Source organism: Streptomyces roseifaciens, from assembly GCF_001445655.1.
GTDB lineage: Bacteria > Actinomycetota > Actinomycetes > Streptomycetales > Streptomycetaceae > Streptomyces > Streptomyces aureoversilis.
Genome location: NZ_LNBE01000001.1, coordinates 382305 through 397687 on the forward strand (window position 1 = coordinate 382305; position 15383 = coordinate 397687).

Here is a 15383-nt window from a genome sequence, read left to right on the forward strand (position 1 = left end):
GGTGGCCGAGATGCTGGTGTCTACAGAGATCCGGGCGAGAGACTGTCCGAGCGTGTGCCGACGGTGAAGGATCTCGGGCAGGCGGTGGCCTCCAGGGACAGTCCGTCGTCCTTGTGCCAGGTTGCCCACTGCTGGACACGGAGGGAGGTGTCCTGGGTGTGGCGATAGCGCGGTGAGCTCCAGTCGACCGGGTGTTCGGCCAGCAGGTAGCGGGCGTGCGCGGTGGTGGTGCCGAGCTGCTGCGCGAGGCAGGCAATGGAGAACGCGCCCGTCGGAGCCAGGGCAGCGATCTGAGCGGGGGTGATGCTGCCCGGGTCGGGCCCGGGAAGGATCAGCGTACGGGTGAGGTCTTCGGGCAGTTGGGGGCTCCACTGCACGGGTTCGGTGAGGTGGTGGGCGTCGAGGAGTTCTTGGGCTCGCTGGTGCAAGAGGCGGGCTTCGGCAGGCAGCAGGCGCCAGCGGAACCGCTGGTAGTACCCGTACTCGGCGGCACTGGCCGGGGCAAGACAGGGCGGGGCGTGCTCGACGGGCGAGCCGGTGAGGGCCTGGAAGATCCACCGCTGGGCGTTCAGGTGAGAGCCGGCATGGTTGGAGCGCAAGGTCTTCTGCAGGCGCGTCCACCGCGCAGCCTCAAGGAAGTCCTCGCGGGGGCCGAAGAGGACGCGGCGGCGGGCGTAGTCGATGGGCGAGGCGTGCTGGTCGAGGTGGTCGGCCAGAGCAGTCACCAAGAGCAGGGCGTCGGCGCAGTCGTCGCGGGTGGCCAGTGCGGCCAGGAGACGGGAGAAGGTATGGCGGTCGCGAGTGGTGCCCAGGAGGCCGGCGGCCGTGGCGAGGGGGGTGCTGCTGCCGGTCATGAGGGTGGCCAGGGCGAGGAGTTCGTCGGCGCGGCGGGCCAGCGGTCGGCCGCTGGGGTGATACGGCGTCAGCCGCAGAGCCCAGCCGGGCCACAGGGCCGTCGGCAGGTACGCGGCGCGGGCGCGGGATGCATTGGTTCGGGGGGCGCCGGTGGCGGTGCGGTGACGCAGGCGGTGCAGGGGCGTGAGGTGGTCTTCGCGGCTGCCACGCAGGGCGGCCTGGAGCGCGGGTGAGACCGCGTGGCCCCAGGCGGCGAAACTGGCGGGGTACAGGGCGCGGCCGCTGGCACCGATGCGTTCAGTGAGCCACCGGGCGGTGCGGCCCACCTCGTGGACGCCGCCGACCTGCAGGATGCGCAGGGCAGCTGTGACGGCCGCAGCGGTAGCCGCTGCCGTCGGAGTGGTCTGACGCCGGTGATTCCCTGGCTGCCGCGTGGTGCTGGGGGCGTGCCGGTAGGCCTCCGTCTCCTCCTGCACGCGGGGTGGGCACCACTGCTCGGCGTGGTTGTCGAGGCCATGGCGGAGGATCTTCTCGCCTAGCGTCTTCAGGTCGTGCAGGAGTTGCTGCAGGCCCGTCTCCCTGCCTGCGTAGAGAGACAGGTCGGGGGCGGTTTGTGGTGTGGCGATTAGCGCGTCGAGGTAGTGCTGCGTCTGTATCAGGGGGGCTGCCGGGCGGGAGGGCTTCGGTCACGGTGGCGGCGTACGGGTGGCCGCAGCGCGTGCTTGCGCGGTTGATGCCCATATCTCCTGCGGGGGCCAGGCACCAGCCGGGCCGGGGGATCCTGGAGAGCGGGTGAGTGGTCATCCTGGGGGTGCGGTGGCAGGCCGGGCAGGCGTCAGCCAGCAGCACCCGGTGCTGCGTGCACAGGAAGGTCCACGTCAGCCGCCAGGCCAGTTGCCAGCGGCCTCCGGACTCCTCCAGGCAGCGGGGGCAGAACCGTGATCCGCTGGGCCTGGCCCACAGCAACTGGTGCTGGGGCAGCCGCTGGCCGGTGTCGATCTGCAGAGCCTGGCCATTCCAGCGCTCCAGCGTCATTGCCGCCACCCGCTCGCGGGCCGTTCCGGTCGCCCGGGCGACCGCATCAACCTCGTCAGGGCGGAGAAGGATAGTCCACCGCGGTAATGCGCGGGTGGTGGCGCCTGCGGCTTGACGAGGAAGACCGAGAGCGTCGGTCAGGTCGCCCAGGCTGGCCTGGAGACGGGCGGCGAGGGCCTCCAGCCAGGAATCCAAGGCCTCGCCCGCCACAGGCGGCAGGCGGATCGGCAGCGTCCGCACCTCCGCGTTCACCCTGTCACCGGCCTCCTGCTCCCCGAGCGGCTGGTAAGCCGACCTGATCGGAGAGCGGCTTCCAGTTCACGGCGGGCCCGCTCGGAGGCCTCGTCGTTCTTCACCCCGTCGAGCAGATCCTGGTGCAGGCGTTCGGCGCCGGTACGCATGGCGCGCTGGCAGCCGCGGTTGATCAGGGTCATCAGGGAACCGATGTGTCCGGTGCTGCGTGCGAAGAGATAGCCGGACAGGTCGTCGGCCAGCATGCCCGGATGCTTCTTCGTCAGCACCAGGCGCTGCTCGAGAGCAAGGAGCATCTGCCGCCACTCCTGGCGGCCTTGCTGGCTGTCGATGATGAAGGGGTGCAGGCCCAGGCGTGTGGTGCGGCGCCCGTTCTGTGCCAGGGCCGCGTCTGCGGAGGTATGGCCTTCGCTGAACAGGCCCTTGCCGGCCAGTCCTACGCCGACGATGAGCAAGGTGACGGGGAACTCGTTCGCGATCCACTTCAGGTGGTTGCTCACCTCGATGCCATTGGTGTTGCCCCATTTGAGGAAGTGCAGATCGTCGAGGATGAGCAGGCGCACATCGCAGGTCAGGACGCAGTCCAAGGCCCGCTGTCCGAACTGGGCGGCGGTGCCGTGGCGGGCGGGGTGTCCGAAGAACTCCAGCAGCGCGCGGTTGAGGTCTTTCATCCCTGTGTTGCCGGTCAGCCCGATGCGGCACACCGGCCACCGCTCATGGCCGTCGGCCGTGAACTCGCCCTGCTCGGCCACCTCCCGCAGGTGCACCTGCCGGGCGAAGGCCAGCACCGAGGTCGTCTTGCCCAGCCCCGGGAACGCATCCACGGCCACCGCGCCCTTGGCCTTGTCGCCGTCCTGGGGATTGCTGTCGTAGATGTCCCACAAGTCCTCGTGCAGCTCCGCCAGCTGTGGTGTCCTGATCGGCCCGAGATTCGCGTGCCACACACGCCGCTGCCGGTCGTACTCCACCCGCGCTGCTCCCCCAAGGGCTTTGAACTGCTCATGTTCCAGTGGGTCGGGCGGAGTGCGCGGCCCGGTGGTGACGAAGGCCTTGAAGTCCTCCTTGCGCGACAACGCCAGGCTGCCCAGCCCCTGCATCCCGTCGGAGAGAGTGCTCATACGTCGTCCAGGGCGTCCGCGTAGAAGTCCTCCTCGGTTTCGTCATCGCCCTCCAGGGCCGCCACTTCTTCGCCGCGGGCCGCAGCAGTGTTACCACCACCGGCTCCTTCCGGGGCCGGGCGTGCCGCGGGCAGCGGCGCCGACGCCTCGTCCGCCGTGTCGGGCAGGTGCAGGGCGACCTGCTCGCGGGACAGGCGCAGGGCCATGCGGCGCTCGGCGGGCGTGGTGCCCAGGCCGAGGTTCCAGCGTTCCAGCAGGTCAGCGACGGCGAGCCGGTCGTCGGGGTAGCGGTACTTCGTGGCCGCCAGCCTCCGGGCGAAGGCCAGCGCGTCCTCGCTCAGCGGCATCCGCGCGGACGGCGCGTGCTCCCACACCAGCGTGTGCCACCGCCGCTCCACCGGGTCGCGGAAGTAGACACGGGACACGTCGTCCGGATCCACCTGGAACGGCCAGCCGTTCTTCACCGGCCCCTGAAACGGGCTTGCGGTACCGGGGGCGGGCAGGCCGGGACCGTTGTAGCGGCGGCGGCCGATCTCCACCCCCATAGTGCTGGATCGTCCGCCACACTGTCGGCAGGAACTCAAAACCAAGGTCCGCATCCCGGGGAACCTCGATGCAACCGGCCCTGGCCATACCGTGCTCGAACATCTGCGCCGGGGACATCCGCAGCCCCGGCAGCCCCGGGTCCACCAGGCCGGAGTGCGGACGGCAGTGGTAGACCACTGCCACCCACTCCCGGATGATTGCCTCCAGCTCGTCGAGGAAGAACGCCTCGGCCTGCACCCACCTCAGGGTCAGCGGATCGAACGCGAACACGTCCAGCCGAGTGGTGTCCATCAGCAGGTACTCGCCCGGCCGCGTCGGCCGCAGCTTCCCATACGGCCCCTCCGGGCGCTCGGCAATGTCCCGGTTCCGCTTCGTACTCAGCCGGAACAGCGGGTGACGGCGTTCGAGTTCGCCTAATGCCCGGTAGGCGGTCGCCTGGCTCGGCAGTCGTACCACGTCGGGCCCGTAGCGGGCAATGACGCGGGCCCGGGTGCGGTCGATCACCATCTTGCGCGAGGGCTTGGACTGGCCGGCGTGTTCGACCATGACCTCCAGCGCCGTCTCCAGCCACCGCTCGTCGACGCGCTGAGCCACCGACGTCGTCAAGGGTGTCCGCGGGGCGAGCCCGGCTTCACCGTTTCGGTGGTAGGCCGCCACCCAGCGTCGCACGGTCCGGCCGGTCACTCCGAGCTCGGCCGCCTTGGCGGCATAGCGCGCTTCGAAGGGTGTCTCCGGCGCGTATTCAGGGCGCGGTTCCTCGGGCCGCGGCAGTTCCCGGCTCCCCGACCGGAACCCCGTCAGCACTTCGCGCACGTGCTCGGCCCGCTCGATCACCTGCGCCCGCTCCAATTCCGACAACTGCCCCAGGGCAACGCCCGTGATCTCTTCTTCGTCATCCGAGCCCGGACCGTCCGCCTCTGGGATGATCACCGCCCGGTCCGAGAACAGCAGTTCCTTCAGTCCGACCCGCAAGTAGCGGCCACGCTCGTCTTTGAGGACCAGTTCGTTGCCCGCCGCTGTCGCGGTCATCTCCACAACCTCGGCAGTCTCGCCGTCGTAGCGAAACCGCGTGCCCACGCCCACGCGCGCGCCAGCCCCACTCATGCCACGCTCCGCAGCACATGCGAGGCACTGAGCGGCTGCCGTAGGTCTGTGGTCAAGCGCCCGGCCCACAGCAGGTGGAAGATCCCAGCACGGGCATACTCCCGGGCAACCCCAGCTGGCCGACGCAGGGCCTCACCGAGCGTGAGTCCGTCCAGGTCTACTGGATCCAGGGCATCGAGCAGTTCGCGGGGGAAGAGCCAGTTACGGCGGTAGCCCGCGAGAAACCGCACGTTCTCCAGCAGCGCCACTGGGGGTTCGCTCCACACCTCGTAACGCCAGCCGCGGTCCTCCGCGAGGTGCCGGCTCCAGCCCAGAGTGAAGGCCACCTCGGGCTGGTCCAGTCGCCGCAGCGGCTTCACATCGACGACCAGCGGGCCCGCTTCAGTCAGCAGCAAATAGTCCGGAACGTGCCTGCGGACCGCGCCTTCAACCAGCGCTTTCACCAGGAACGGCTGAGCAACGATGTGGCGCACCGACGGATCGAAGTCGGCAAACAGCAATCGGGCCAGCTCCAGACGCGATTCTTAGATCACGTGATCCCGAACCGTGGCCGACCAGTACACCCCCGGGTCATGCCGCTGCCCCCGATACCAGCGGAACGTACGCCAGGGTCCTGCCTCCGCCACCTTGGAAAGGCTCACTGCCCCCCACGGACGATCAACGACCGCAAAGCCACCGCGGCGACGGTAGCTCACCGTCACCTGTCCGACTGTCGGTACCGCTGGAGGTGGACGGCCGGAGCTGCACCCCGCGGCGGTGCACATGACTACACCCCTGACCGACGAGGTCCCGCCGCCAGAAAGGGGGGGGCCGCTTCTGCTAGTAACGCACCAGGGTTCGGCGGCTGAGAAAACTGTCAGGCGTCACCTGAATGGGGCATCCTTAGGCGGCTGTCCTGTCGCAGTTCAGCTGGCGGGTAGATGGCCGCTGACCTGCTGGCGTGCCATGTCGTTTGAGAACGTTGCCCCGCGGCATTCTCAAACGACATGGCTTTCGCGGAAGACTTGATGGTGAGAATGTCAGCTCAGCCGTCCTGCTCGTCGGCCAGGCTACCGTGGTCGCCCGGAGACGGGGCTGTGGTTGGTGGTGGCGCTTCCTCAGGCAGCAAGCTCCAGCCGAGGTGCGCCGTGAGGAACGTGGCGATCTCATCCGCATCGGTGGACTCCGCAGGCAGGTCATCCGGCCGGGTCTGGTAGAGCCCAATCAGTTCATCCCGCAGCTGAGCATCCAGAATCGGTGCTTGGTAGCAGTCGATGGTCCCTCGATAGAACAGCCAGTCGAAGATCCGGACAGCAGGGCAGCGGCCAGACTGCGGCATTTCCGCCAGATGCCTGTCCTGCCAGGAGCCGACGTAGGCGTAGTCCGCTTGCTTCAAGGCTCCGTCGAGGGTCGGAGTGGGGAGATCCTTCAGGTTCCAGTAGATACGGGCTTCGGCTTCAGGTAGGGGTTCCGGGACTGCGGCAAGCCAGAGGCGATATTCGAACACCGAAGCAGCTTGACAGACCATTTCACCTGGGCTGGCCTATCGGCGAGGCTAGTCAGACGATCCATCGGCCAGTCCTCTGGCCTGCTGCCTCCGGGAAGTCTCGTTCGCGGTAAAGACAGAAGCGTCGGTAGAGGGGGTCCTGGGTTCCGAGGGTGGTGTAGATCCGTGCGAATCGTTGGCTCAGCTCGGCGGTCGTTGCGAGGTAGAGCTCTTTGGGGTCGAGGGCGGTCGTGGGCGGGGCCAGGATCAAGCGCGTCAGCACCACGATCTCGGGGAACGCCGCGAGGTGACTGCGGTCCTGAGCCGAGATCTTCTTGCTGACAGCGAGAGCCTCGACTCGGTCAAGACGATCGGTCCACTCCTTCCCGAGGTCGATCGGCATTCCGGAGGCGGACCAGTCCTCGACGATCTTCCGCGCCAGGTCGAGGGCTCGTCCGGTCTGCCGGTTCCGACGGGCGAGCTGGTCGAGTCGACGCTGGGCCTCGATGACTTCTGGTAGGACGCCGAGCGGGATGTCGTGAGTGGAGCGGGTCCAGAGCTGATGCCGCGGGCAGAGGTGGACGTGGATGGGCGAGAGGGTGATGACCACGGAAGCGGTGGGGCTGCGACGGGCTGTGCAGCAGTGGCAGGGGCGGCTGATCAGCTGTTCCGTTTGCTGCCCGGGGCCGTGTGGGCTGAGGAAGTCGACGAGTGCAGGCAGGGCCCAGGCGAGCTGGGGCGTTGGGCGCCCGGAGAGTGTGGCCAGACGGCCGGGTGAGTGGGGAGTCCATCCTGCGGTGGTGTTGCTGAGCGGGGAGAACTCCGGCGGCAGCGGGCCCAGGAGGCGGGCGAGGAAGCTCGCGGGACGGTTGTTGGCGACGGCCAGGCGGTGGAGATAGGAACCGAGGGTCTCGTTGTGGACGGGGCCGAGAGGGATGGGTAGCTGGCGGAGTTGGTCAGGCTGCGTCGGCATCCGGCCTCCGGCGGCGGGGGCGACGATTGCGGCGTTGTTCCTGGCGGGCGTCCTCGGCGGTCTGGTCGACCTCGATGGTCTCCAGAGTCTTGCGGGTGATGGCCTCGCTGCCGTTGATGATGGCCTCAAGGGCGGCGCCGCGGACGAGTTGGGAGAGGCTGCCGATCGCGCCGTCGGTGCGTTCGTGGAGGTAGCCGTCGAGTTTGACCAGGCTGCCGGGCTTGTGCCGGTGGAGTCGTAGGGCGTCTTCGAGTGAGGCGATCAGGTTCCGCCAGTTCTGCCGTTGTGCGGTGGTGCCGAAGGCGAACGGTTTGGTGTCGGTGACGGTGTATCGGCCGGCGATCTGCTGGCCTCGGACACCGCTGAACAGGCCGCTCGCGGCGACGTCGATGCTGGCGAGGACAAAGGTGGCGGGGATCCGCTCGGACAGGTATTTGAGCTGGTCGGAGGCTTCGGCCCCGGCCTGGGTGGCGAGGTTGAGGTTGTGGATCTCGTCGACGAGCGCGAGTTCGACCGGCATTTTGATCAGCAGGTCACAGACGGCATTGGTGATGGAGGTCTGGGTCTCTTGCCGGACAACAGGGAGGCCGAGGAACCGGGCGAACTCGATGGCGAGCATCTTCGGGGTGGCCCGGGGTGGGACGGATGTGCCGTCCTCCCGGCGCTCATTAGCCCCGATTCGCGGTACCGAGAATTCAGCCCTTTCAGCCCCTTCAGTCCCGTCCGGCCCTTGGCCTTGGGCGGCGTCAGGGTCGCTCTGGCGGCTTGAGCGGGGTTTTGGTGAAGGCTGCTGCGTGCAACGCCAGGCGAGGGCTACGGTCGAGAGGGCAAGAGCGGCTAAGAGGGGACGGCGGGGTGCTGGCAGAAGTGATGGCCGCATTGGCGGCGGCAGGCGGCAGTGCGGTGGTGCAGGCGGCAGGTACGGATGCCTGGGCTGGTTTCCGGCAGCGGGTCGCGACGTGGTTTGGCCGCGGTGACCTCCGGCGTGAGTATGCTGAGCTGGAACGCTTGGACCAGACCGCAGCTACCTTGTCGGCGGCTGGTACGGCAGATGCCGAACGGGTGCAGATCCGACAGGAGGCGTCCTGGGAAGCTATGTTCGTGACGCTGCTGGAGAGTCTGGACGATGCCGAGCGTGAGCTGGCCGCGGCCCAATTGAGGGCTTTACTGGAAGAACATAATGCGACTGCCGTTGGCGGGGTGTCAGCTGAGGCCAGTGGGCTGGCCGTTGGTGGGAATGTGAACCTTCGGGCAGACCACGGGTCTGCGGCTGCTTTGCGCATGGGCGATGTGACCCTGGGAAATCCTCCGCAGCCGGGCCCGTTCCAGGGCTGACCGGGCCCGGCGCCACGTCTGCCCTGCACATCACCGCTCATGCATCTGTCCATTCCGGGCCTGGCTCTGTCGCGGTCGGCCGCGCTGATCGTGTGATGTTCTACGCCGCTCCACGTCAAGCGGTGTCGTGGCCGCACCAGGTCGGGGTACTGCCCCGGCAGGCTGATTCTTTCCAGTACCGCAGTGCGGTCAGGGAGCTGCGAGAGGCAGTCGCCGACGCAGGTACCGCAGTGCTGTGCCAGGTGCTTGCTGGTATGGGTGGGGTTGGCAAGACTCAGCTTGCCGCCCACCATGCTCGACGTGCCTGGGAAGAAGACGTGGACCTGCTGGTGTGGGTTACCGCCGCTACCCGCGAGGCGATTACCGACACGTACGCCCAAGCGGCACGGGAGATCCTTCACGACTACGCAGGTGATCCAGGCCTGGCAGCGGAAGCGTTCCTCGCCTGGCTGGAGCCTAAGGCCTCGACGGAGCAATGCCGGTGGCTGATCGTTCTGGACGATGTGGCCGACCCTGCCGACCTGCGGGGCCTGTGGCCTCCCGCCAGCCCATCGGGCCGCACGCTGGTGACTACCCGCCGTCAGGACGCCGCCCTGACTGGCGCGGGCCGCCGCCTGATCCGAGTCGGCTTGTTCACTCCCTCCGAGGCTGTGGCCTACCTCACCACCTCCCTGGAGGCCCGTAAATACAGCGAAGGCGGTGAGCAGCTCGCCGGCCTGGCGGCCGATCTGGGGTACCTGCCGCTGGCCCTGTCCCAGGCAGCTGCCTACCTTGCCGACGCCCCAGATCTGAACAGCGTGACCTACCGCCACCTGCTAGCTGACCGGGCCCGCACTCTCGCCGATGCGCTGCCCGAACCAGGTGCTCTGCCCGATGATCAGGCAGTCACTGTCGCTGCCACCTGGTCGTTGTCCATCGACCGGGCCGATCGCATGCGCCCGCGGGGTTTGGCTCGTCCGATGCTGCACCTGGCAGCCATGCTCGGCTCGAACGGCATTCCCATTTCTGTTCTGACCAGCCCGCCCGCCCTCACCCACCTCACCGAAAACCGCACGGCTCCTGGGTGGGGCCCCCAGCTACAGCAGCGGGTGCGAGATGAGGTCGGGGTTGAGGGGGTGACCGGCGCGCTGCGGGTGTTACAACGCATGAGTTTGATCGATCACTCGCCTGATAGCCCTCACCAGACCGTCCGCGTCCACCAACTCGTCCAGCGCGCCGTCCGTGAATCCTTGCGCACTGATCAGTGCGATCTTTTCGCCCGCGCCGCCGCCGACGCCCTGACTGCTGCCTGGCCGAGGGTTGAACACGACACCGCGCTCGCCCAGTCACTGCGGGCCAACGCTGATGCCCTTCTCCGCCACGCCCAAGACGCCTTGTTCGGTTCTGATGCGCACCCGGTGCTTCCGCACCGGGTGCAGTCTCGGCGAAGCCGGACAGGTCACCGCCGCCGCCAGTCACTTCCGCCACCTGGCGGACCTCACCCGCGACCGTCTCGGCCCGGACCACCCTGACACGCTCTCCGCCCGGCAAAGCCATGCCAGCTGGCGTGGGCAGGCAGGGGACTTTACCGGTGCTGCGACCGATTGTGTTGGGCTGCTGGCCGACTTCGCACGGGTGCTGGGCCCGGATCATCCCCGCACTGAACTCACCGTGGAGGACCTTGCCCAATGGCGGGAGGCAGGAGAGTCTCCTGATGCCACGACCGGCCTCACCGAACTACTGGCCGACTACGTGCGAGTGTTGGGGCCGGATCATCCCCATACTCTCACCGGCTTGGACAACCTCGCCCGCTGGCGCGAGGAAGCAGGAGGGGCGATCGGTGCCGCGATCGACCTTTCGGAGCTGCTGGCGGACTATGCGCGGACGCTGGGCCCGGACCACCCCGACAGTCTCGCCGCCCGGCGCAGGGTTGCCTGCTTCCGTGGCGAGGCGGGGGATGCAGCCGGTGCTGTGGCTGCGGTCAGCGAACTGCTGACCGACTATGCCCGGGTGCTCGGCCCGGACCACCTCGACACCCTCAACGTCTGGTGGAGTCTCGGCTGCTGGAGGGGGGAGGCGGGAGATGCAGTCGGTGCTGTGGCCGCCTATATCGAACAACTAGCGGGATACAGGCGAGTGTTAGGCCCGGACCACAGTCGCACCCTTGTCGCTCGGCACAACCTCGCCTATTGCCGGGGCAGGGCGGGGGACGTAGCCGGCGCTATAGCCGCTTTCACTGAGCTGCTGGCCGATCGGGAGCGGATGTTTGGGCCAGACCACCCTGACGTCTTCTTCACCCGCCATAACCTCGCTCGGCTGCGTGGGCAAGGAGGTGATGTGGTCGGCGCTGTGGCCGCATTCTCTGAACTGCTGGCTGACCGGGAACGGGTGCTCGGCTCGAACCACCACCACACCCTCTACACACGGCACACTCTCACCCACTGGCAAAAAGAGGCAGGGGCGCGGTGAGCAGGCCCGCGCTCCGGTGTTCGGACGCTGGAACTAAAGACCTTTTGCAATCTCAATTGCCAGAAGGAGTTGGCTGGCTGAGAGCCAGCAGGGGGGATCAGCGTAGATCGGCCCGGCTCCCAGCTGCGTGAAGAACTCCACGACCTTCCACACACCTGCCCGACCAATGGCCGCAGCCCTATCCGGGCCACCGCCTCTGGCAGGTCCTGTACCCGGCTGCTTCACCTGGAAAGTGCACACAGAGGAGGGAGCCAGAGGTCCGGGGACGGAAGATCGGTATGACGGCCACCTAATGCGCGCATGCGGCACTGGGGTAGAGGGTTGCCTGGGTGAGGTTGGCGGTGGTGTAGCCATGGCCGGCGGGCCCGGGGCCGACGTGGTCCGGATGGAGGTGGGCTGCCAGGTATTCCCGCATGCTGAAGGGAGCCCGGCGGGCATCGGGGGTGACGGTGCGGGCCTGGTACCCGCGCCCCAGCAGCGCCTCGACCCAGTGTCCTGCGGGGTCGGTGCCGCGTCCCTCGCCGGCCATGAGGGTTCTGGCCTCGCCGGGCGGGACGGTCTGCAGCTTCCGGCTGCCGGTGGCCGCGGCGGCGATGGCGCCGTGACCGGAGGCGTAGCAGCCGCCGGAGAGTCCGTCGTGGTTGCCCAGCGTGGAGTACCAGGGGATGGCGAGGCCGGGGCTGTGCACCGGTTGGGTGGCGGCGCCGAGGAAGCCCTCGAGTTTCGGGAAGCCGGCGAGGCTGTCCAGGTCCCGCAGGAGGCTCTCGGGGTGCCAGAAGAGCTCCAGACCGCTGTCCTGGACGCCTTCGTAGTGGCCGGGCTCGCCCGTGTCCGGAGTGCAGGTGCCGCCGTTCATGGCGGTCAGGAACCAGTCCAGCTCGATCGTGGCGTTGTTGTCCGTGTTGTCACCAGTGGCCATGACGAAGGACAGCGGGGCTCCGGTGGCCGGTCCGCTGCGCAGGCTGTTGACCCGTTCGACGAGCGACACGGCACCGGCCACGGTCAGGGCCTCCTGTGGCCGCCACGCCTTCGGGCTCCCTGCGCGGAGGAATTCGTAGCGCAGCGGGTGCTGGACGTCGGTGATGTGCAGGTCGGTGAAGTGGACGAAGGCGGCCAGGGGAGTACGGCGATCGGCGCGGCCGGGCCGAGGGCCGGCGATGTCGCTCCGCACGATGCGCGGCCATCCCGGACCGTCCGCGAGGCGCCGGTACCCCGGACCGTCCGGCCGGGTGGTGACGGCCGCGAGGGTGGTTCCGGCAGCGAACGGCTCCCCGTGCGTCCCCAGCCGGTCGGCGTGCCCGGTGAATCCTGCCCGGACGACTCCTGCGGCGGCCCCCACTCCGGCGGCGGCCCCGGCGAGGAACATGCGCCGCCGGATGCCGGCGGACGAGGAATGCGGCATTTGCGGACCCTTTCCGACTCATGCGCATGTCATCGTATGCGCGGGGGCGTGACGCGGCCCGGCAACACACGCGAACTAACGTTCGAATGTGGTGGGGTGGTGGCCGGAGCGGCACGGGCAGGTGTCCGGGACCCGGTTCGCGCAGAGGCCGGGAAATCCCGTGTCCTGCACGGTCCGCCGATGGTCTGCGGCGTGTGCGCTGCTCGCATCCCGGGGAGTGGAGCGCGAGAACGGTGACCGGCGTGCGTGGCCCGTGCCGTTGCTCCGCCGGTCAGGGAGGAAACTGGACAGGGACCGGTCGATCCCCGCTGAGAGGAACCACGGATGCTGGAGCACAGGACCGTCGGCCAATTGATGACGCCCAAGGTCGCTCGGGTGCAGCGCGGCACGATGTTCCGGGAAATCGTCGCGGTGCTGAAGGAGAACGACATCACCGCCGTGCCCGTGGTGGACGACGCCGGCCACCCGGTCGGCGTGGTCTCCGAGGCCGACCTGCTCACCGGCGGCGGGGAGGGCGGGCACGCCGCGGCAACGGCCGAGACCCTGATGACGAGCCCCGCCGTCTGTGCGAGACCCGAGTGGAGCTTCATCGAAGCCGCGCACGTGATGAAGGAGCACCGCGTCAAGCGACTGCCCGTCGTGGACGAGGAGGGACGGCTCGTCGGCATCGTGAGCAGGGGAGACCTCCTGGACGTCTTCCTCCGGCCCGACCACGCCATCCGTGCCGAGATCATCGAGGACGTCGTCGTCCGGGCACTGCACGAGCCACCGTCCGCGGTGGGTGTCGAGGTCGGCGACGGACTGGTCACCCTCAGCGGCTCACTGCGCCGCAAGTCCCTGATCCCCGTACTGGTGCAGATGTGCCGCGGCGTCGACGGGGTCGTCGCCGTCCGGGAACACCTGGCGTTCGACGTCGATGACGCTGCTGACGTTCCCGGGGAGTGAGCCCGACGCGGCCGTTGCGCGCCGGTCCGTCGTCAGGCGTCGACCGCGGTCGCGCCGCAGCGCTTCCCCGGGGCGCGTACCGGCAGATCCTCCTCCCGCGTGGTAAAGGACGGGACCCGGGGTGCGGACGGGGTCGTCTGCCTCATGACCTGGCCTCAGGGCCGTTCGCGTTGAGTGGAGCCCGGACAGGCCGCGCTACCGTCGCTCGGTGGTACGCCACGCGCGCGTGGCGGGCTGCTTCCCAGGTACCGAGACCGGCCCGCTGCGAGACCGCTGGTTACCTGGCCTCTTCCCTCTGCACGCAGTGCGGCCGGTCCTGGCCGCGCGCGGGTGGTTCGAGACGTGGAGTGGCGAGGGATGGGACGGCCCTCCAGGGTCGGCCCCATGCGCATATGCACGTGAGAGTGGTTCATACAGGCAGGAGAAGACGCGTACCCACCGTCGTCAACCCGGACATCACCTGTGCCGCCCGCGACATGCTGCCCGGCCCCGAGCCCTAGATCACCTCGATCGTCAGGCTCCTTGAGGCCATCCCCGGCACCCTCTGCAGTTGTATCCGACCTGCGTGAACTGTGCGCCAGCAGCATCTCCGCATAGTTTGACGCGGGTGCCGGTGATCTCTGGCTGCTCTCTCCCGGCAACGGGTGAATTCCAGGTGGGACTCACCAGGCTGTGCTTGAGGCTTCACAGCTTGTGCGGTGTCCTGTTGGTATGGGGATCCAGAGAGACAGCACCAAGGAGCTCATGTACTACGCAAGCGACTGGACTTGGCCAGTCGAGATCGAGGGACAGATCAAGTCGATGTTGCTGTTCTTCGACGGGGTGGCTCTGTCTCTGCCCACTGATTTGCTGGAGGGGGCTCTGCAGCGCAGCCCGCTGGCTCAGCCGCTGCATGAGCAGGGGCTGCTGGTCAACCTTGCCCCAGAACAGCACATCCGTCCGGAGACAAGCGAGGAGCTTACCCGGAGTCTGCTCACGCTTGTCGAGGGAACTGATTGGGAGAGGGTGGCGCCCTACTGGGTTGCCTATGAGATGCGGAGTTCATTCCACTCTTCGCCCCAGTTCACCGCCGCGAGTGGGGCATTCCTAGATGCCATGCACAGGCGGGGGTTGGCCATCCCCATTGGCCCGCCGCACCCCTCACATGTGGAACTGGCCCACCCGGTGATCCGCCAGCTCGTTCTGCTGGCCTACTGCCGGGCTCTCCACCACGACCTTCAACAGGCCACAGACTTCTCCCTGCAGCCTGTTGCACACGCGACGAGCCCTGAGGCCCTCAGCAACGACTACTTCTCGAGGCCGTCCCACGAAGACTACGTGTGGACGCGTGCACAGCACACCGGAATGATCGTCGATGCCGATCTGAACGAGATCTGTCCTGATCTATCTGATGTTCCACTGGATGAGGTGCTGGACTTTCGGCGGGAGCACGGGAAGCAGTTCCGGTCGTACGCGGAGGGGGTACGTGCCCTGGTCAGCACGTGGCAAGGCCTCACAGATGACCAGGTCACTGCAGAGCTCCGTGAACGGCGTGCCCGGCTGAAGAGTGAAGCCCGGGATCTGCTGTCTGTCAGCCAGCAGGCCTTCCTCCGCAACACCGGAACCGTGACACTCGGTCTTTCTGGTGCTGTGTGGACTGCACTCCACGGCGGCGACCTCATCGGGGCGTTGCTCGCGGCGACAGCAGCCGGAGCTGCCATCACTCGCCCTGCTCCATCCGTAACCGCGTACTCCTACCTTTTTGCTGTGAAACGGAAGTGGCGCTAACCCGCTGCCCCAGCCGTGCGCAAAGGGACCCGCTGGCTGCAGCATCCTCTCGTTCTGTCGCTGCTGCACGGCCTGAGATGGATGTTTCTCGCCTTCCACAGTGTTCTGCTGGTCCTCAAAGGCACCGAGGCTGGCCGT

General features: G+C 68.0%; 12 protein-coding genes and 2 pseudogenes. 5 read left to right on the plus strand and 9 right to left on the minus strand.

The annotated features are described in order from the left end of the window. Positions 1-20: 20 nt before the first annotated feature. The 8 genes and pseudogenes from AS857_RS39780 to AS857_RS01680 form a co-directional block, all read right to left on the minus strand. Positions 21-1331, minus strand: coding sequence for a hypothetical protein (locus AS857_RS39780; RefSeq protein ID WP_058041262.1), 1311 nt, complete (start codon positions 1329-1331; stop codon positions 21-23). Between the two features lie 376 nt (positions 1332-1707). Then, a pseudogene (locus AS857_RS42205) lies at positions 1708-2142 on the minus strand (TniQ family protein); the annotation flags it as partial. Further along, on the minus strand, positions 2139-3260 hold the full coding sequence (locus AS857_RS01655) for an AAA family ATPase (RefSeq protein ID WP_058041263.1): 1122 nt from the start codon (positions 3258-3260) through the stop codon (positions 2139-2141). The gene AS857_RS01655 and the pseudogene AS857_RS42205, both read right to left, overlap by 4 nt. Beyond that, a pseudogene (locus AS857_RS01660) lies at positions 3257-4910 on the minus strand (transposase family protein). Before AS857_RS01660 ends, AS857_RS01655 begins: the two are co-directional and overlap by 4 nt. Further along, a complete protein-coding gene (locus AS857_RS01665; RefSeq protein ID WP_338058239.1) occupies positions 4907-5425 on the minus strand; it encodes a TnsA-like heteromeric transposase endonuclease subunit in 519 nt (172 codons plus the stop codon). The pseudogene AS857_RS01660 and the gene AS857_RS01665 overlap by 4 nt, the downstream one beginning before the upstream one ends. Positions 5426-5934: 509 nt before the next feature. Then, the gene (locus AS857_RS01670) at positions 5935-6396 is read right to left on the minus strand and encodes a hypothetical protein (protein WP_144440691.1); all 462 of its coding nucleotides are present in this window, start codon (positions 6394-6396) and stop codon (positions 5935-5937) included. Positions 6397-6448: 52 nt separating this feature from the next. Beyond that, entirely contained in the window at positions 6449-7348 is a 900-nt protein-coding gene (locus tag AS857_RS01675) for a TniQ family protein (RefSeq protein ID WP_058041265.1), read from the minus strand. Then, positions 7332-8228: a TniB family NTP-binding protein gene (locus AS857_RS01680; protein ID WP_079109977.1), complete on the minus strand. Its 897-nt coding sequence runs from the start codon at positions 8226-8228 to the stop codon at positions 7332-7334. Before AS857_RS01680 ends, AS857_RS01675 begins: the two co-directional genes overlap by 17 nt. On the opposite strand from AS857_RS01680, the gene AS857_RS37070 reads away from it, so the two are divergent. The 3 genes from AS857_RS37070 to AS857_RS40890 all read left to right on the plus strand — a co-directional run bounded on the left by AS857_RS37070 (position 8204) and on the right by AS857_RS40890 (position 11131). Then, a complete protein-coding gene (locus AS857_RS37070; RefSeq protein ID WP_079109991.1) occupies positions 8204-8683 on the plus strand; it encodes a hypothetical protein in 480 nt (159 codons plus the stop codon). The two genes, AS857_RS01680 and AS857_RS37070, sit on opposite strands and share 25 nt — an antisense overlap. A 254-nt stretch (positions 8684-8937) precedes the next feature. Further along, positions 8938-10194: an NB-ARC domain-containing protein gene (locus AS857_RS42515; protein ID WP_245699549.1), complete on the plus strand. Its 1257-nt coding sequence runs from the start codon at positions 8938-8940 to the stop codon at positions 10192-10194. Positions 10195-10456: 262 nt separating this feature from the next. Continuing rightward, on the plus strand, positions 10457-11131 hold the full coding sequence (locus tag AS857_RS40890) for a tetratricopeptide repeat protein (protein ID WP_245699537.1): 675 nt from the start codon (positions 10457-10459) through the stop codon (positions 11129-11131). 289 nt (positions 11132-11420) lie between these two features. On the opposite strand, the gene AS857_RS01690 is transcribed toward AS857_RS40890, so the two are convergent. After that, positions 11421-12533 (minus strand): TIGR03767 family metallophosphoesterase, encoded by a 1113-nt coding sequence (locus tag AS857_RS01690; RefSeq protein WP_058041267.1) that lies wholly within the window; start codon positions 12531-12533, stop codon positions 11421-11423. Between the two features lie 324 nt (positions 12534-12857). Here AS857_RS01690 and AS857_RS01695 point away from each other — a divergent pair, with 324 nt between their 5' ends. Beyond that, positions 12858-13478 carry a CBS domain-containing protein gene (locus AS857_RS01695; protein WP_079109978.1) on the plus strand — a complete coding sequence of 207 codons (621 nt, stop codon included), beginning with the start codon at positions 12858-12860 and terminating at the stop codon, positions 13476-13478. 711 nt (positions 13479-14189) lie between these two features. Continuing rightward, positions 14190-15245, plus strand: a complete 1056-nt coding sequence (locus tag AS857_RS01700) for a hypothetical protein (RefSeq protein WP_058041268.1) — start codon at positions 14190-14192, stop codon at positions 15243-15245. Positions 15246-15383: the final 138 nt, after the last annotated feature.